General features: G+C 61.4%; 13 protein-coding genes. 6 read left to right on the forward strand and 7 right to left on the reverse strand.

What is annotated here, in order from left to right; all coding sequences use genetic code 11:
• Window positions 1-129 precede the first annotated feature (129 nt).
• Window positions 130-2,121: a transketolase gene (gene tkt / locus AB5Y91_RS20410; protein WP_171275680.1), complete on the forward strand. Its 1,992-nt coding sequence runs from the start codon at window positions 130-132 to the stop codon at window positions 2,119-2,121.
• 580 nt (window positions 2,122-2,701) lie between these two features.
• Complete coding sequence (locus AB5Y91_RS20415) at window positions 2,702-2,905, forward strand: hypothetical protein (RefSeq protein ID WP_234677077.1); 204 nt, start codon at window positions 2,702-2,704, stop codon at window positions 2,903-2,905.
• 94 nt (window positions 2,906-2,999) lie between these two features.
• Here the strand turns inward: AB5Y91_RS20415 and AB5Y91_RS20420 are convergent, their stop codons facing one another.
• Complete coding sequence (locus AB5Y91_RS20420; RefSeq protein WP_368170642.1) at window positions 3,000-4,265, reverse strand: RidA family protein; 1,266 nt, start codon at window positions 4,263-4,265, stop codon at window positions 3,000-3,002.
• A 787-nt stretch (window positions 4,266-5,052) separates the two neighbouring features.
• Here AB5Y91_RS20420 and AB5Y91_RS20425 point away from each other — a divergent pair.
• On the forward strand, window positions 5,053-5,532 hold the full coding sequence (locus tag AB5Y91_RS20425; RefSeq protein ID WP_368170643.1) for a GNAT family N-acetyltransferase: 480 nt from the start codon (window positions 5,053-5,055) through the stop codon (window positions 5,530-5,532).
• A 54-nt stretch (window positions 5,533-5,586) separates the two neighbouring features.
• Window positions 5,587-6,009 carry a nuclear transport factor 2 family protein gene (locus AB5Y91_RS20430; RefSeq protein WP_368170644.1) on the forward strand — a complete coding sequence of 141 codons (423 nt, stop codon included), beginning with the start codon at window positions 5,587-5,589 and terminating at the stop codon, window positions 6,007-6,009.
• A gap of 105 nt (window positions 6,010-6,114) precedes the next feature.
• Here the strand turns inward: AB5Y91_RS20430 and AB5Y91_RS20435 are convergent, their stop codons facing one another.
• Complete coding sequence (locus AB5Y91_RS20435; RefSeq protein WP_368170645.1) at window positions 6,115-7,224, reverse strand: anhydro-N-acetylmuramic acid kinase; 1,110 nt, start codon at window positions 7,222-7,224, stop codon at window positions 6,115-6,117.
• 45 nt (window positions 7,225-7,269) lie between these two features.
• Window positions 7,270-8,589 carry a peptidoglycan DD-metalloendopeptidase family protein gene (locus AB5Y91_RS20440; RefSeq protein WP_368170646.1) on the reverse strand — a complete coding sequence of 440 codons (1,320 nt, stop codon included), beginning with the start codon at window positions 8,587-8,589 and terminating at the stop codon, window positions 7,270-7,272.
• A 114-nt stretch (window positions 8,590-8,703) separates the two neighbouring features.
• On the opposite strand from AB5Y91_RS20440, the gene tyrS reads away from it, so the two are divergent.
• Window positions 8,704-9,903, forward strand: a complete 1,200-nt coding sequence (gene tyrS, locus AB5Y91_RS20445) for a tyrosine--tRNA ligase (protein ID WP_139744202.1) — start codon at window positions 8,704-8,706, stop codon at window positions 9,901-9,903.
• 68 nt (window positions 9,904-9,971) lie between these two features.
• On the opposite strand, the gene ygjK is transcribed toward tyrS, so the two are convergent.
• From ygjK to AB5Y91_RS20465, 4 genes are all read right to left on the reverse strand, one after another.
• Window positions 9,972-12,452 carry an alpha-glucosidase gene (ygjK, locus tag AB5Y91_RS20450; RefSeq protein ID WP_368170647.1) on the reverse strand — a complete coding sequence of 827 codons (2,481 nt, stop codon included), beginning with the start codon at window positions 12,450-12,452 and terminating at the stop codon, window positions 9,972-9,974.
• A 185-nt stretch (window positions 12,453-12,637) separates the two neighbouring features.
• Window positions 12,638-13,441 carry a helix-turn-helix transcriptional regulator gene (locus AB5Y91_RS20455; protein ID WP_368170648.1) on the reverse strand — a complete coding sequence of 268 codons (804 nt, stop codon included), beginning with the start codon at window positions 13,439-13,441 and terminating at the stop codon, window positions 12,638-12,640.
• Window positions 13,442-13,452: 11 nt separating this feature from the next.
• Complete coding sequence (locus AB5Y91_RS20460) at window positions 13,453-13,989, reverse strand: YbhB/YbcL family Raf kinase inhibitor-like protein (RefSeq protein WP_262108877.1); 537 nt, start codon at window positions 13,987-13,989, stop codon at window positions 13,453-13,455.
• Window positions 13,990-14,258: 269 nt separating this feature from the next.
• Complete coding sequence (locus AB5Y91_RS20465) at window positions 14,259-15,515, reverse strand: adenylosuccinate synthetase (RefSeq protein WP_025326213.1); 1,257 nt, start codon at window positions 15,513-15,515, stop codon at window positions 14,259-14,261.
• Window positions 15,516-15,685: 170 nt separating this feature from the next.
• On the opposite strand from AB5Y91_RS20465, the gene AB5Y91_RS20470 reads away from it, so the two are divergent.
• Window positions 15,686-16,594, forward strand: coding sequence for a LysR family transcriptional regulator (locus tag AB5Y91_RS20470; RefSeq protein ID WP_106887999.1), 909 nt, complete (start codon window positions 15,686-15,688; stop codon window positions 16,592-16,594).
• Window positions 16,595-16,650 lie beyond the last annotated feature (56 nt).

Raw genomic sequence — 16,650 nt, forward strand, 5'->3', positions numbered from 1 at the left:
GCCAGAAAAGCGATTGTGCTCCCAAAGCCACTTTATTCGCCCAGATAATATTTGCACCGCGCCCGCCCTGCTGGGACAATAACGCGCCTTAATCTTGGCCATCAAATGAAGCAATCGCAGGAGATACAGATGCCTTCTCGTAAAGAGCTTGCCAATGCCATTCGCGCATTGAGTATGGATGCCGTTCAAAAAGCCAACTCCGGTCACCCGGGCGCCCCCATGGGAATGGCAGATATCGCCGAAGTGCTGTGGCGTGGCCACCTCAAGCACAACCCGAACAACCCCAAGTGGGCCGACCGTGACCGCTTCGTGCTGTCCAACGGCCACGGCTCCATGCTGCTGTACTCCCTGCTGCATCTCTCCGGTTACGACCTCTCCATCGATGATCTGAAAAACTTCCGCCAACTGCACTCTCGCACCCCGGGTCACCCGGAGTACGGTTATGCCCCTGGCATCGAAACCACCACTGGTCCCCTGGGTCAGGGCATCACCAATGCCGTGGGCATGGCGATCGCCGAGAAGGCCATGGCCGAGCAGTTCAACCAGCCGGGTCACGACATCGTCGACCACTACACCTACGCCTTCATGGGCGACGGCTGCCTGATGGAAGGTATCTCCCACGAAGCTTGCTCCCTGGCAGGTACCCTGCAGCTTGGTAAATTGATTGCGTTCTGGGATGACAACGGCATCTCCATCGACGGTCATGTGGAAGGCTGGTTCACCGACGACACCCCCAAGCGTTTCGAAGCCTACGGCTGGCACGTCATCCCGGCTGTTGACGGTCACAACCCGGAAGCCATCAACGCCGCCATCGAAGCCGCCAAGGCCGAGACCGGCAAGCCGACCCTGATCTGCTGCCGCACCATCATCGGCTACGGCTCACCGAACAAGTCCGGCTCCCACGATTGCCACGGCTCACCGCTGGGCAACGACGAGATCGCCGCCGCCCGTGCCTTCCTGAAATGGGATCACGCGCCTTTCGTCATCCCGTCCGAGATCGCCGCCGAGTGGAATGCCCAGGAGAAAGGCACCAAGCTCGAGTCCGACTGGGCTGCCAAGTTTGCCGCCTATGAAGCCGCGCACCCGACCCTGGCTGCCGAATTCAAGCGCCGCACCGTTGGCGAGCTGCCGGCCAACTGGGCCGCTGAATCTGCCAAGATCATCGAGACCCTGCAAGCCAACCCGGCCAAGATAGCGACCCGTAAAGCGTCCCAGAACGCCCTGGAAGCCTTCGGCAAGCTGCTGCCCGAGTTCATGGGTGGTTCCGCCGATCTGGCCCCGTCCAACCTGACTATGTGGTCCGGCTCCAAGTCTCTGACTCCCGAGAGCGCGGCAGGCAACTACATCCACTACGGCGTGCGCGAGTTCGCCATGTCCGCCATCATGAACGGCATCGCCCTGCACGGTGGTTTCATCCCCTACGGCGCCACCTTCCTGATGTTCATGGAGTACGCCCGCAACGCCCTGCGCATGGCCGCCCTGATGAAGCAGCGCGCTATCTTCGTTTACACCCACGACTCCATCGGTCTGGGTGAAGATGGCCCGACTCACCAGCCGGTTGAGCAGATCGCCTCCCTGCGTCTGACCCCGAACATGAGCACCTGGCGCCCCTGTGACCAGGTAGAGTCCGCCATCGCCTGGAAGCACGCCATCGAGCGTCATGACGGCCCGACCTCCCTGATCTTCTCCCGTCAGAACCTGCCCCAGATGGACCGCACCGCCCAGCAGCTGGCCGATGTGGCCAAGGGTGGCTACGTGCTGAAGGATTGCGCCGGTACCCCGGAACTGATCCTGATCGCCACCGGTTCCGAAGTGGAGCTGGCCGTGGCCGCCTATGAGCAGTTGACCGCCAAGGGCCGCGCCGTGCGCGTGGTCTCCCTGCCGGCCACCGACGTGTTCGACGCCCAATCTGCCGAGTACAAGGAGTCCGTCCTGCCGTCCAGCGTCACCAAGCGTGTCGCCATCGAAGCGGGTATCGCCGACTACTGGTACAAGTACGTGGGCTTCGGCGGCAAGATCATCGGTATGACCACCTTCGGTGAGTCTGCCCCGGCCGAGCTGCTGTTCAAGGAATTCGGCTTTACCGTGGAAAACGTGGTTGCGACCGCAGAGTCCCTGTAATAGCCCCTGTAAGCGCTGAATATTGGGTCGTCTTGGCCCAATAGCCGGAACGATAAAACGCCCTCCATCGCAAGATGGGGGGCGTTTTTTATAAGAAAATTTTATTCTTTGGGAGACATGGTCAACCCTGAGTGAATAATTCAGTTTTACAACCTAGTATGTTGGCGACCTCCAATTTCTCGGTATGGCTGCATTTATTTGGTGCCATACGATTCCGTTCATAATATGCTGTGCATCTGAATGGTGATTAATCCGTATTCGTTGCAGTATCGTTTCCAGTGATATAGGGCAGGCGAGTTATTTGTCGTTCGATCATGGTAGTGAGTGATTTTTAAGTAAACCAGTTGATTTACAGCATTTTAAAAAGGATGGGGTATTTACAATGGCTTGTTCTGTATTGATTGATAAGTCAGAGGGAAAGCTGAAGATAAATTCTGATTCGTATGATTTGAACAGGATCTCTGATGTACAAGTAAAAGTGCTTACATGGAAGGACAAACTAATAAACATGTTATTGTTCGGGTTAATTACATCCAGTATCCTCTTCTACTTTATACCTACTGAAGCGCAGGGTAAGGGTATGACGTTGTTTCTCCCCGCCGTCGCTTTTCTGGCAGGAATGGTGATGGCTATGGTCACCAGTGCAAAATACGTATTCAGACTGGAATTCAAACATGTCGATGAAACCGGCGTACAATGGATCACTGCCGCCAAGAGCAGAAATTCGCAGGAATATGAGGCCTTTAAATTGAAAGAGGTGGAGCTTAAACAATTTATCGGTTAACGAAGGAAAACTTGACGCACAAGGTTGTCAATGTTGACACCCGATAAAAAGACACCGGCTTATGCCGGTGTCTTTTTATCATTTAAGGCAAATCTTACGCCTGCGGCGGGGTGCTTTCCGCATTGGACATCACCGCATCCATCTGGATCAGGGCGCCGGCGGGCAACTCGCTCACGCCGATAACGGTGCGGGCGGGCAGATAGCTCGGGAAGTATTTGGTGTAGATGGCGTTTACTGCGTCCAGATCCTCGATGTTCTTCAGCTGGATATTGACCTTGACGATATCGTCCATCACATGGCCGATGCTCTCGACGATGGTCTTGATATGGCCGAGGCACTGGGCGGTCTGTTCTTTGATGCAACCGGTCAGCACCTTGCCGGTGGCCATGTCGATCGGCAGCTGGCCGGCGATATGGTTGTAGTGGGAGAAGGCGACGCTCTGGCTATGGAGTGGGCTGCGTGGTGCCTGGTCGGTGTTGCGGGCAGGGATCACCAGGTTGTGTCTGTCTTCCACCAGCTGGGGCGGGGTGCCGTCACCGTGGGAGATGACCGCATCCATCTGCACCCGGGCACCGAGCGGCAGGGCAGTTGCGCTGACAACGGAGCGAGCGGGCAGATAAGCCACGGCGCGGGCGATGGCGGAGTCCGGGAAGAAGGTGCGGTAGACCTCGTCGACGGCGCCCTGATCCGCGAGGCTGGTCAGGTAGACGGTCACCTTGACGATGTCGTCAAAGGGCACATCTATGCTCTCCAGCACGTTTTTGATATTGCGCAGGCACTGGGCCGCCTGCTCCTGGATGCCACCGGTAACCAGCTGGCCGGTGGCGGCATCCACCGGCAGCTGGGCGCCGATGTTGTTGTAGTGGGAGAAGGCCACCGTATGGGTCGAGAGGGGGTCGGCCGGCGCCCGGCAGCTGTTTCGGGCGAGCTTGATAAGGGGGCAGGGGGCTTGCGGGAAGGTGCCTTCCCCGTTGGAGAGCAGGGCGTCCATCTGAATGGCGGCGCCAAGCGGCAGACCGGCCACCGCCAGCACGGTTCGGGTTGGCAGGTTGCGGGGGAAGAATTCGCGATAAACGGCGTTGACCGCCTCCAGATCCCCCATGTTCTTGAGGAAGAGGGTCACTTTCACCATGTCGTCCATGACGTGGCCGATGCTCTCGACTATGGCCTGGATATTGGTCAGGCACTGTCTGGCCTGTGCCTGGATATCGCCACTCACCAGCTTGCCTGTCCTGGGATCGACCGGCAGTTGGGCGGCAATATTGTTGTAATGGGAGAAGGCCACGCTCTGGGTGTAGGGGCCCAGATCCTGGGGGGCATGGGGGGTATTTCTTGCAGCCTTGATGATGGTGCCACTCATAGGATATTCCTCTTCTTGCTATTCGTTGTTATCGCAGGGTATGGGCCACCCCATTCGATCGCGCTCCTCCATACCCGACAAGGCAGATCCGGTATGGCAACCGATGGCCCGTGGCCACGTATAGAAGGGCATCGGGTCCTCGGTGATCACTGTCAATCCGCGCCCGAGAGGGAGTGGATAAAGGAGGCTGGAACAGGGTGAAATATCTCAGACAGGGGGATTCTATGAGTGGCCAAGGGGGGAGGGCAAACCGGGATCTCGTTTTTATGCGTTGGCTCAACGCACTGAAATATAGTCCCGTTGCGATTCAATTCAGGGAATAAATGCCCTGCTGATGGTGTAATCAGCCCCATTTTTCGGAGGATCAGCCTGAGACGAGGGCTCACTCCCGCCAGATAGGGAGCCAGGCTGTGAACCATAGGTTAATCAGCGGTAACGCCGTGCAGTTAATTCAATTGTTCATGCATGGATATGTATTTTATGTACGGGTGATAGGGCTGTTATGGTGATTAAAAGTATGCTAGCCATGTTCGGCAAGAATATGAGTAGCGATATGGCTGGCATATCATGCAATATATTTGCATGGGAAAGTCATGCGGGCCATGAAATAGCGCCATGGCGCAATCTCTGGGGTGATTTTTTATCTGGCCTCATAGACCTGAAGCATGCCATGGCAGCACCGCCACTGCGCCTCTGGGCTGAGGCGGCAGATCCTGGGGCGAGACGCCCTGATTTGCGATCGGCATCTGGCTGGCGGCGAGCGGCGATGAAGCAAAGGAAGATAAAGATGGAGTACGGAAATATAGCTGCGGCTGAGATCCCCCTCTCCTTGTTGCTGGAGGCGGATCCCTCAGAGAAGCGGATAAGGTCATACCTCCCAGGGGCCTGGTGTTTTGCCGCCCGGGCCCAGGGCATCCTGGTCGGGGTCTGCGTCGCCAGGGCCCTGAGTCCGGGGACGGCCGAAATTTTCAATGTCGCCGTGAGGCCGGATCACCAGCGCCAGGGCATAGGCTCCGGTCTGCTGCGCCATGGGCTGGCCAAGCTTGCGGTCCGCGGCATCAGGCGGGTGGAGCTGGGTACGGGCACCTTTGGTTATCCGCTCACCTGTTATCAGCGCCTCGGTTTTAGGGTGGATGCCGTGGTGAAGGATCACTTTCTGCACCACTACCCCGACCCCATTTTCGAGAGCGGCATCCAGCACAAGGACATGCTGCGACTCTCTCTCACCCTTGAGGCTGGCGCCCGGGAGTGGGAGAGTGAGTGCTGACCACAGGGCGCACCGCCCGACGCTAACCACGCCCGCCAGGGCAGGATGGAATCAATGAGAGTTGAAGCAGAGCAGCTGGAAGCCAAGGGTGTCGCAGCGCAGCAGACAGGACAGATAGGACAGATAGAGCAGATAGTGCAGACGCAGCTGGATGCCTATAACAGCAAGGATGTGGCGGCCTGGCTGGCCACCTATGCCGATGATGCTGCCCAGTACAGCCTGGAGGGGGAGATCATCGCCCGGGACAAGGCGCAGATGGCGGCGAACATGGTCTCGCGCTTCGCAGAGCCGGATCTGCATGCGACCCTGCTCTCTCGCCACAGTTACGACAATGTGGTCATCGACCATGAGAGCGTCACCCGCAACTTCCCGGAGGGGCCGGGCACCATAGAGATGCTCTGCATCTACCTCATAGAGCAGGGCCTGATCGCCAGAGCCAGCTTCAAGCTGTTCAACAAGCGGCTCACCCCCCGCTGATCTGCCTTTGCCACCCCAATGCACAAATGCCGCCTTTGGGCGGCATTTGTTTGAGCACGTGACGGCTCAGGGGTTAATGGCGCTGGTACTCAGGTACTCAGGTACTCAGGCGGGGTAGAGGGCACCCAGTACGGCCGGTCGGCTGGCGCCGGTCACCGCAGGCAGGTTGCCCGGCTGGCGCGTCATAAACCGCTGTGCTAGCCAGGCAAAGGCGGCTCCTTCCACCCAGTCCGGGGCTAGCCCCAGTGCCGCCGTGCTTTCAAGGCGCCAGCGGGGCAGCAGGGCGGCGAGCTCCGCCAGCAGGGGGCCGTTGTGGGCGCCGCCGCCGCAGACGAACAGCTCTGGCCTGGTGTGCGTCTCATCCACCGCAGGCAGCTGGCGGGCTATGCTGTGGCAGCTCAGCGCCTGCAGGGTGCGCTGCACATCCACCGGGGCGTATGCCGTGCCTGCCAGCTCGCCGTCGAGCCACTCCAGGGTGAACATCTCCCGCCCCGTGCTCTTAGGATAGGGGGCGGCGAAGTAGGGGTGAGCCAGCAGTTTTTCGAGCAGCGCGGGCACAAGCTGGCCACTGGCCGCCCATTGGCCACCGGCGTCGTAGCTGCCACCCTGGGGTTGATGGCGGCGATACCAGCCATCGAGCAGGGTATTGGCGGGGCCGGTATCGAAGCCATAGACGCCGTCGGCGTGGCCCGGCAGCACAGAGATATTGGCGATGCCGCCGAGGTTCAGCACCACCCGAAGGGCATGGGATTTGGCAAATATCGCCTGATGGAAGGCGGGCACCAGGGGCGCTCCCTGACCGCCGAGGGCCATGTCCAGGGTGCGAAAGTCGGCCACCACATCGATGCCGGTCAAGGCGGCCAGCAGGGCCGCATTGCCTATCTGCAGGGTAAAACCGAGCTGGGGGCGGTGGCGCACTGTCTGGCCGTGGGAGCCGATGGCGCGGATATCCTTGGGTTCAAGCCCTGCCTTGGCAAGCAGCGCCAGGGTGGCGGCGGCAAATTCCTGCGCCACTCGATTGTCGGCCATCCCCATGCGGTCTATCTCGTTCTCCCCCGGGGTGCAGAGGGCGTGGAGCTCGCGCGCCGTTGCCTCTGGCCAGGGGTGGCAGAGCGCCGCTTCGACCCTCAGTTCATCCCCCTCGATCATCACCAGCACGGCATCGATCCCATCCATGCTGGTACCCGACATCAATCCGATATAGCGCTCGCTCATGGCCTCTCCTTGTTGTCTGTTCATTACCGCCAAGTGGGGCGAGCCTTAGCTGCCGTTGCTGTCCCGCTTGTTCTGGGCCAGTTGCAGATCCGTGCTGTCGAGCTTGGCCAGTTGTGGCCTGGCCTCGGCCTTGAAGCTGGCCAGCGCCCGCCCGGTGAGGGTCTCGGCCTGGGGCAGGGTGAGGGTGCGCGGGTTCTTGTGCACGCCGCCCACCACGAATTCATAGTGCAGGTGCGGGCCTGTGACGCGGCCCGTGCCGCCGAGCAGGCCTATGGTCTGCCCCTGTTTCACCCGCTGGCCCTTGTTCACTGTGCGCTTGGAGAGGTGCAGGTACTTGGTCACAAAGTTGCCGGCGTGCTTGATGAAGACGTAGTTGCCGTTGAACTGGTTGTAACCGGCGGCCACCACGCTGCCGGAGCCCGCCGCCATGATGGGGGTGCCCACGGGGGCCACGTAGTCGATGCCGTTGTGGGGGCGCACCTTGCCGGTGACAGGGTGCAGGCGACGCGGATTGAAGTTGGAGCTGATGTATTTGAAGTTGACCGGGGCGCGCAGGAAGCTCTTGCGCATCGCCTTGCCTTCCGGGGTGTAGTAGTTGCCATCCTGGTTCAGCACGGCGCGATAGATGGCCCCCTGGTTGATGAACTCGGCGGCCAGGATGTCGCCGGAGGCTACCCGCTCGTCATCCTGATACTTGTCCTGATAGACCACCCTAAAGCTGTCCCCCGGCTGCAGGTCCTGGGCAAAATCGATGTCCCAGCCGAAGATGGCGGCCAAGTCCATGATCTGATCCTCCGTCATGCCCGCCTCGCTGGCGGCGCCCCAGAAGCTGGATCGGATCTCCCCCTTCGCCACCTGCTCGCGGGTGTCGAGCTCGAGGCGCACCGGTCTGGCCACGAAGCTGTCGTCCTTGCGGCTCACCTTGAGCGCCTGCTCCAGGCTGTGGGGGTAATAGAGGCTGTGCAGCTCTCCCTGTTCGGTGAGCTTGAAGGTGAGCTCCTGTCCCGGCTGCAGCATGCGCAGGGGATCGCTGCCGTCGAGCTGATCGATAAGATGCAGATCCGTGGTATTGAGCCCGATGCGCTGGAAGATGACCCCCATGTTGTCGCCACGGCGCACCTTCACCTGCTTGGTGATGTAGCGCGGCTTGGACGGGGTGAGGGGCTGCGCGGCCTCGAGTTCATCGGTCGCGGCGGCCGCGTCGGCGGGCTGGTGCAGGGCAAGTTCGTTGCCGCTGTCATCGACCCGGGTGGCGACGGCCTGTTCGCTTGGCCAGGCTGCCAGCATCATCACCAGAATGCTCAGAATAAGCACCATCTTGCGGTGCCAGGTAGGAAGAGAGTTGAAGGCGTGCCAAATGACCATGAGAAGCTGACGAAGTTGAACCCAGAAGAAGGTCGGAGTTTACCGCCTTTCCAATTGGCCTGCCATTCCAGTAATATGTCTGGCCCTGTGGAATCGTGATTGGAGAGTCAAAAAATGTCCCAGCTCGAGGTGGCGCTAGCCGAGATCAAGCGCGGAGCGGAAGAAATTCTGGTTGAAGAAGAACTTGTCGCCAAGTTGAAGGAAGGGCGCCCGCTGCGCATCAAGCTGGGGATGGACCCGACGGCTCCGGACATTCACCTGGGTCACACAGTGATCCTCAACAAGCTGAAGACCTTCCAGGATCTGGGCCACGAGATCATCCTGCTGATCGGCGACTTCACCGCCATGGTGGGGGATCCCTCCGGCAAGAACAGCACCCGCCCGCCGCTCTCCGAAGAGGCCATCAAGCACAACGCCCTCACCTATGCGGAGCAGGCGTTCAAGATCCTGGATCCCGCCAAGACCCGCATCGAGTACAACTCCAGCTGGCTGGGTGAGCTGGGCGCGACCGGCATGATCAAGCTGGCGGCCAAGCAGACAGTGGCCCGAATGATGGAGCGTGACGACTTCAAGAAGCGCTACAGCGGCGGCCAGTCCATCGCCATTCACGAATTCCTCTATCCGCTGCTGCAAGGCTATGACTCGGTCGCGCTCAAGGCGGACGTCGAGCTCGGCGGTACCGATCAGAAGTTCAACCTGCTGATGGGTCGCGAGCTGCAAAAAGATGCCGGCATGGCCGCCCAGTGCGTGCTGATGATGCCACTGCTGGTGGGTCTGGACGGCGTCAAGAAGATGTCCAAGTCCGCCGCCAACTACATAGGCGTGCACGATGCCCCGGGGGAGATGTTCGGCAAGATCATGTCCATCACCGACACCCTGATGTGGAACTACTACGAGCTGCTCTCCTCCCGCCCGCTGGCGGACATCGAAGGCTTCAAGGCCGGCATCGAAGCCGGTACCCTGAACCCGCGCGACGTGAAGATCTGGCTGGCGAAAGAGATCATCACCCGCTACCACGACGAGGCGGCGGCCGAAGCGGCCCACGAAGACTTCACCCAGCGCTTCTCCAAGAACGCCATCCCGGACGAGATGCCGGAAGTCGAATTGGCCCTGGAAGGGGACGGCCTGGCCATCGCCAACCTGCTCAAAGACGCCGGTCTGGTGGAGACCACCTCCGAGGCACTGCGGATGATCAAGCAGGGCGCGGTCAAGGTGGATGGTGACAAGCTGGACGATGGCAAGGCGCTGATCGCTGCCGGCACCGCCGTCTATCAGGTCGGCAAGCGCAAGTTTGCCCGGGTGACCGTCAAGTAAGCGCGTTCCCCTGATAGAAAGAAGGCCTCCATCTGGAGGCCTTTTTGTTGGCTAATTACCGCTGAGGGTTAGCCCTCTTTTTTCAGGAAGTTGCGATAGAGCATATAGAGGTGGGCCGAGCTCCAGCTGAAGTTGCTGGCCCCCTGCATGGCGCCGGTTTCCGGGTTGTAGTTCTCGCGGATGGGGCCAGTGCCCGCCAGCCCCTCGGCATTGGCAAACAGCTTGTTGACCAGCATCTGGGCGTCGTCGCGATAGCCGTAGTTCTCCAGCCCCTTCACCCCGAAGTAGAACTGATCCAGCCAGACCCGGCCGCGCCAGTAGATGTCGGGGTCATAGGCCGGGTTGGTCAGCGCCGCCGTGCCGAGCGGCACCTTGGTGTTGAACTCCTGGCTGCTCAGCATCACCTCGCGCACCCGCGCCGCCTTCTCCTTGTCGGCCACCTCGGCCCAGAGCGGGCTCCAGCCTTCCGGGCCACGGCCACGGGCGGTCAGCAACTTGCCGACGCAGCCGTTGGCGTCCGCCACATCGCCTTGGGCAATCTGGCGATCGTAATAGAAGCCGGAGGCTTCATCGAACAGGCAACTGTTGATGTAGCCGGCGAGCTGGGTCGCGCCGTCGCGGTAGCGGATCCCTTCATCCGGCTTGCCGAGCAGATCTGCCATGTCCGCCAGGATGCGCTTCTCTTTCGCGAGGAAGGCGTTGAGCTCCACCGACTCCTGATCGATGGAGAAGCCGATCAGCTCACCGCTCCCCTCGTGGTTCTCGAAGAAGGCGACGTTCCAGTCCTGGCGGGCCTTGTCGATGTCGCCGCCATAGGCCTTGTCGGCGTAACGCTTGAGCTGATCCTGTTCGATGAAGCCGAAGCGGGCGGCGTTGTCCATGCCGGACTCCCAGCCGGCGCCGTGCTGGGCACCTATGTCCATCTCGTCGTAACCGCCAGTGCTCAGCACCTGCTGGTAGAGCGGCATGCCGGCGCAGCCGTACCAGCCATCCCCCTCGTCGGTGCAGCGCGCGAGATCCAGCACGGCGGGTACGCCGTTCCCATATCGCACCTTGAAGGTGATGTTGCCGAACTCGTCGTTGTGCTCGACGTGGCGGGTGGCGCCGTACTCTATGATGCCGTTGCGGTTGTTGTCCCGCGCCCGATACCACCAGTCGTGATAGGCCTGGATCTTCGGATACATCTCGGCGATGAAGGCCTTGTCCTGAGTGGCGCTGTAGATCTCCCAGATGGCCCAGGCGGAGAGGGGCGGCTTGGTGTCCCGCTCGTTCCAGTTGCCGCCATCGCCGCCCCGATCGGCGAGCTTGTTGTAGAAGACGGCGTCGATCACCATGCCGGCGTCTTGCGGGCGCACCGGATCATCGGGCTGGACCTGGTAGTCATACATGGCGCGCACATTGTTCTTGGCGACGTCGGGGTTGAAGTGAGCCATGGCATAGGCGTGCTTCCAGCTATCCCAGGCCCAGACGCCGTCGAACCAGCGGGCCGTGTTGGAGGGGGTCACGCCGTCGTGCTTTATGGCGCCTGCCGGCGAGCGCCAGTTGCCGTTGAGAGTCTCCATCGCCTTGACCGCGATGCGGCGCTCCGACTCGGGGATGCCCTGGTTGGAGAGGCCGCGCTCGAGGTAGCCCTCCCAGCGGCGGATGGAGGCATCGAAGGCGTCTGCCGGGTTGGCCAGCAGGGTCTGGCGGCTCTGCTGGTAGCGGCTCGCCTCCTCGGCGGAGTGGACATAGCTCTGCAGGGTGTAGATATCCTGCTGACCCTTGGCGGCCAGGGTGAGGCTGGCCTCGCTCACATAGCCGAGCCCCTTCTCATCCAGGGTGGTGCGGCTTGGCAGGGTGCGGTCGATGCGATAGCTGGCGCTGCCGCTTTGCATGATGTTCCAGGTGCTGCGCAGTTCGCCAAATTGGAACTCGATCCCCTGCTCGCTCTGGCGGAGGGTGCGGGTCCAGTCCGGATACTGCTCGGCGACCGTCTTCTTGGCATCCCACTGCTGGAGCAGCTCCCCCTGCCAGTTGAGCGTCAGGGTGAGGGGCGCATCCTGATTGTTCACCAGACGGGTGCGGACAAGGGCGGTGCGGGCATCGCCGTAGCGCAGCTCCAGCTCCAGGGTGAAGGGCTCGAATTCGAAGCGCTGCACCAGGGCGCCGGGGATGGCGTAGATCTCATGCTTGCTGGCGCTGGTGAGGGGGTATTGGCGGCCGCTCTCGTCCCCCAGACTGAGCCTGTCCAGCTCCCTTGCGAAGAAGAGGCTGTACTCTTCGGCGATCACCATGGGACCGGTGAAGCCCCCCCACTCGCTGTCGCTTTTGGGCAGCAGGAAGCCGTGCCAGGCCCCGAGATCGAGCAGGGGGTTGTATTTGAGGTTGGAGTAGCTGTCAAAGTCACGGAACTGGAGCGGGGTACCGGTGCGATCGATCACGTTCCTGTACTGGTTCGCCAGGGTGGCGTCGGGCTGGGTCGGTGCGCTTGAGTCATTGCCGTTGCAGGCGGCCAGACCAAACAGGGCGACACCCAGGGCGACGGAAAGTAAATTTTTACGAAACATATCTCGCTCCAATGACGATCTTGTAGGTTAAGGAAGGTGCTTTTTTTGTGTTTATTTTAGTAAAAACGTTTTTCAAAGCCATTCTAGGGGAAAGAAAGCGGAAAGGTTGGCGCTACGTCACAGTACGGACGGGGAGATGTGTGATCGGGATCACCGGGTTACATGAGGTTACACAGGAATTGTTTTTAGTAACTATTTACTTGGCGTTGCGGGGTCGTTGAGGGGCAGGTGCGCAGATATTGATGGGGGGTCAGACCGAACTCCTGCTTGAAGCGGGCGGCAAAGCGGCTGGGGGAGTCGTAACCGCAGGCGAGGGCCGTCTCCAGCGGGCTCAGTCCCTGTTGCAGCAGGGTGAGGGCGTGGCTCATGCGCACCTGGGCCAGCAGCTGGCGAAAGCTGCGCCCCTCGGCGGCCAGCTTGCGCACCAGGGAGGCGCGGCTCATGGAAAAGTGGGGGGCCAGAGTCTCCAGCCGGTGATCGGCGCCGGGCTCCACCCCCAGGTAGCGAGCCAGCCGCTCCCCGAGCGTCATTGTGTTGGCGGGAAACAGCAGGTCGAGGGCATGGGCGGCGTGCAGCTCGGCATAGAAAGCGTGCAGCAGCTGGATCTGGGTCGCCTCGCTCAGCGTGCGGCCGGCCATGGAGCAGACCAGCTCGAAGCAGAACGCCAGCGCCGGGCTTATCTCAAGGCGCGGCTCCCTCTGCGGGGTGGTCGGGGCGCCGGTCAACCACTCGGCGGGGGGCGGGGCCAGCAGGGTCAGGGCATGGGAGCTGAACTTGCCCTGCTCGGGCTGGTTGACGAAGGTGAGCTGGTGGCCCGCCGGGATCAGCAGCCAGCTCCCTTTGTCAAACGACAGGCGCCTCTCCTGCCACCAGAGCTGTTTGTGGCCCTGCTGCACCCAGATGAGGGTCGGCGCATAGATGAACACCCTGTGCAGGGGCTGCTGGCGGATCCCGAAATAGTGATTCAGTTGCAGCAGGGGAGTGCTCATCCGGCGGGCTCCTAGGGGGTGACGAAGGTGGCGGTCAGGGTGGCTTTGCCCAGCGCCATGGCATTGAGCATGTAGCCTACCATGGCGGGCGGGGTATCTGCCTTCACCTCAAGATCCTGGGGCAGGGCCCAGGCGGTGAACTGGTAACGGTGCATGCCGTGCCCGGCCGGGGGGCAGGGGCCGCCGTAACCCTGGCTGCCGAAATCGGTTCTAAGCTCCAGCCCCTGCTTGAGCTTGCCGGAGGCGTTGCTGGCCAGCGCGCTCTGGTTGGCGGGCAGGTTCACCACCAGCCAGTGCCACCAGCCGCTGCCGCTGGGGGCATCGGGATCATAGGCGGTGATGGCGACGCTCTTGGTGCCGGCCGGCAGGTCCTGCCAGCTTAGCTGAGGGGAGTGGTTCTCCCCCTTGCAGCCGAAGCCGTTGAAGCTCAATGCCTTGTCCATCAGCTGGCCTTCCTGGATGTCCGTGCTCTTCAAGGTCATGGCGGCGGCGGGCAGGGCCGCCAGGCACAGCAGGGAGAGCAGGGCAGAACTCAGGGGTAATTTCATTGTGGTGCTCCTTTATGGATGAGGGGATCTCCATGGGGAGATCCTGATGACGGGATCAGTCTAGCGGCGGGGGGCAAGCCAGGTTCAACCATGCTGCTCAATATGTGGTTGTGGATGGTCTATTTTGAGCCGAACTGCGCTTTGTGGGGAAATGAGAGGGGTTGAGAGAGGGTTGGGGACGCCGCTGCGGCTAGTGGTGGGCGGCCATAAAAAAACCGGCCTCATGGAGACCGGTTTTTATCTGCCTTAGCGGCAGCGATGCGAGCGGCTTAGCGCAGTATCATCTGCTCGCGGCCCGGGCCGACGGAGACCATGGGCACCGGCACACCCAGCAGGGCTTCGATGCGCAGCACATAGTGCTGGGCAGCCTTGGGCAAGTCTTCGAACTTGCGGATGTGGGAGATGTCTTCGCTCCAGGCTTCCATGGACTCGTACACCGGCTTGAGACCGGCGGTCTGCGGCCAGATCGGGTTCTCGGTGTTGGCACCTTCGTAGGCCACGCAGATCTTCAAGTCCGGCATGCCGGAGAGGCAGTCCAGCTTGGTCAGGGCGATTTCGTTGGCAGCCTGGATCTCCAGACCCTGTTTGGTGGCGACCGCATCGAAGTAGCCGATGTCACGGGGACGGCCGGTGGTGGCGCCGAACTCGTTGGCGAACTTGCGGAACTCTTCCTGGTTCTCCATGGCGGTGATCAGGGTGCCTGTACCCACAGAGGTACTGAACGCCTTGGCCACGGCAATCACGCGCTCGGGGCGCAGGGCCGGCAGGCCGCCACCGATACCGGCGTAGGCGCCGGAGACGTGGGAGGAGGTCACCCAGGGGTACTCACCGTAGATGAGGTCACGGCCGGCGCCCAGCTGGGCTTCGAACAGCAGGGTGCCGTTCTGGGCCTGGATGGCCTTGAGCGGCTCGCTGACGTTGCAGACGGCGTCGATCCAGGGGGCAGACACTTCCAGCAGCCAGTCGGCCATCTCCTGGGCGGTCTGGCTGAACTCGAAGCTCGGGTAGAGGGCCTTGAGCTGCGGCAGTTTCCAGTCGAGGAAGAACTGGATGCGTTCGACCAGTACTTCCGGCTGTTTCAGCCAGCCGACCAGGATCGCCTTTTTCATGACCCGATCACCGTAAGCCGGAGCAATGCCCTGACGGGTGGAGCCATAGGCGCCATCACCCAGACGAACTTCTTCCAGAGTATCTTCCAGGGCGTGGATCGGCAGGCAGAAGGTAGCGCGGTCGGAGATGGCGAGCTTCGGAGTCACGCCGGCGGCCTTCACTTCAGCCAGTTCCTTGGTCAGCGGCTCCGGGCTGATGACCATGCCAGGGCCGAGGACAACCAGGCAATCCGGGTTGAAGACGCCGCTTGGCAGCTGGTGCAGCTTGAAGGTGCCAAGATCGTTGACCACGGTGTGGCCGGCGTTGTTGCCGCCCTGGAAACGGATGCTGGCGGCGGATTGGCCTGCCAGATAATCGACGATGCGGCCTTTGCCTTCATCACCCCAGTTAGCACCTACGACTACGATAGACGACATGACTCTTTCTCCTAAGACGTTAGGCGTCCATCCTAGGAGCCCTCTACGGATTAGAAAAATTAATTATCTTTATAATTCCGATAAGAAAACCATATAATCGTGACCAATTTATCGGCACACAACGTGCCATGGTGCGCCAAGCCGCGCCAGCGCTGGATGAGAACGTCGTCATGCTGGATATTCACTGGTTAAATACCTTCGTCACCCTGGCCCGCCTGCAGCACTTCGGCCAGACAGCCACCGAACTGCACATGACCCAGCCCAACGTCAGCCTGCACCTCAAGAACCTGGAGCAGGCCACCCGGGTCAAGCTCATCGAGCGCAGTCCGTTTCGGCTGACCCAGGCGGGGGAGCGATTGCTGCAAAGCGCCGAGCGCGCCATCAACGAGCTGCAGCTCTGCCAGTCCGATCTCAACGCCCTCAGCCAGTTGAGCCAGGGGACGCTCGCCATCGCCGCCAGCGACATCATCTCGCGGCTGCTGCTGATCCAGCCGTTCCAGCGCTTCAAGCAGGCCTTTCCCGGCATCGATCTCACCCTGTTCAACACCACCTCGGATCAGGCGGCGGATCTGGTCAGGGCGGGCAAGGCGGATCTCGGCTTCGTGATGGCGCAAAAGCGCAGCGAGCCGCTCTTCTACACAGAATTGCAGCAGGTGACCTGGTGCGCCCTGGGGCAGGGGCTCAGCCGCTGGCAGGCCCGTGCCAAGGCCGGGGAGAGCGATCCCCTCGACGAGCCCACTCTCATCTTGCTGGGGCACGACACCCGCACCCGGGCGCTGATAGACCCCTCCTTGCCCCTGCTCGGGCTGCCGAGCTGCCGCATCATGGAGGTGGGCAGCGTGGATGCCCAGCTCGACTGGGCGGAGGCGGGCTTTGGCGTCGCCATAGTGCCGGACTTCTCGCTCCACCCGCGCCTCAAGCTCACCGCCCCCGTGACCCGGCTGACCGACTTCCCCGGTACCAGCCTGGGGTATGTGGTGCGCCAGAACCAGGTGTTGTCGCGGGCCATCAAGCAGTTGCTGCACTGGGTGGAGGAGGAGATCCTGAGCCCGGACTCGTTGCCGCTTCCCAAGGGATAAGCCCGGTGCCGCTCGTCGGCGCACATCCGGATGACAAGAGGCCACCCTGGGGTGGC

It is taken from the genome of Aeromonas sp. R4-3, assembly GCF_040908275.1.
Classification (GTDB): Bacteria; Pseudomonadota; Gammaproteobacteria; order Enterobacterales; family Aeromonadaceae; genus Aeromonas; species Aeromonas rivipollensis.

What these genes read in the sequence shown, in the direction of transcription:
- tkt (WP_171275680.1), top strand. Translation starts at nt 130, where the DNA reads ATGCCTTCTCGTAAAGAGCTTGCCAATGCCATTCGCGCATTGAGTATG.
- AB5Y91_RS20415 (WP_234677077.1), top strand. Translation starts at nt 2,702, where the DNA reads ATGACGTTGTTTCTCCCCGCCGTCGCTTTTCTGGCAGGAATGGTGATG.
- AB5Y91_RS20420 (WP_368170642.1), bottom strand. Translation starts at nt 4,265, where the DNA reads ATGAGTGGCACCATCATCAAGGCTGCAAGAAATACCCCCCATGCCCCC.
- AB5Y91_RS20425 (WP_368170643.1), top strand. Translation starts at nt 5,053, where the DNA reads ATGGAGTACGGAAATATAGCTGCGGCTGAGATCCCCCTCTCCTTGTTG.
- AB5Y91_RS20430 (WP_368170644.1), top strand. Translation starts at nt 5,587, where the DNA reads ATGAGAGTTGAAGCAGAGCAGCTGGAAGCCAAGGGTGTCGCAGCGCAG.
- AB5Y91_RS20435 (WP_368170645.1), bottom strand. Translation starts at nt 7,224, where the DNA reads ATGAGCGAGCGCTATATCGGATTGATGTCGGGTACCAGCATGGATGGG.
- AB5Y91_RS20440 (WP_368170646.1), bottom strand. Translation starts at nt 8,589, where the DNA reads ATGGTCATTTGGCACGCCTTCAACTCTCTTCCTACCTGGCACCGCAAG.
- tyrS (WP_139744202.1), top strand. Translation starts at nt 8,704, where the DNA reads ATGTCCCAGCTCGAGGTGGCGCTAGCCGAGATCAAGCGCGGAGCGGAA.
- ygjK (WP_368170647.1), bottom strand. Translation starts at nt 12,452, where the DNA reads ATGTTTCGTAAAAATTTACTTTCCGTCGCCCTGGGTGTCGCCCTGTTT.
- AB5Y91_RS20455 (WP_368170648.1), bottom strand. Translation starts at nt 13,441, where the DNA reads ATGAGCACTCCCCTGCTGCAACTGAATCACTATTTCGGGATCCGCCAG.
- AB5Y91_RS20460 (WP_262108877.1), bottom strand. Translation starts at nt 13,989, where the DNA reads ATGAAATTACCCCTGAGTTCTGCCCTGCTCTCCCTGCTGTGCCTGGCG.
- AB5Y91_RS20465 (WP_025326213.1), bottom strand. Translation starts at nt 15,515, where the DNA reads ATGTCGTCTATCGTAGTCGTAGGTGCTAACTGGGGTGATGAAGGCAAA.
- AB5Y91_RS20470 (WP_106887999.1), top strand. Translation starts at nt 15,686, where the DNA reads ATGCTGGATATTCACTGGTTAAATACCTTCGTCACCCTGGCCCGCCTG.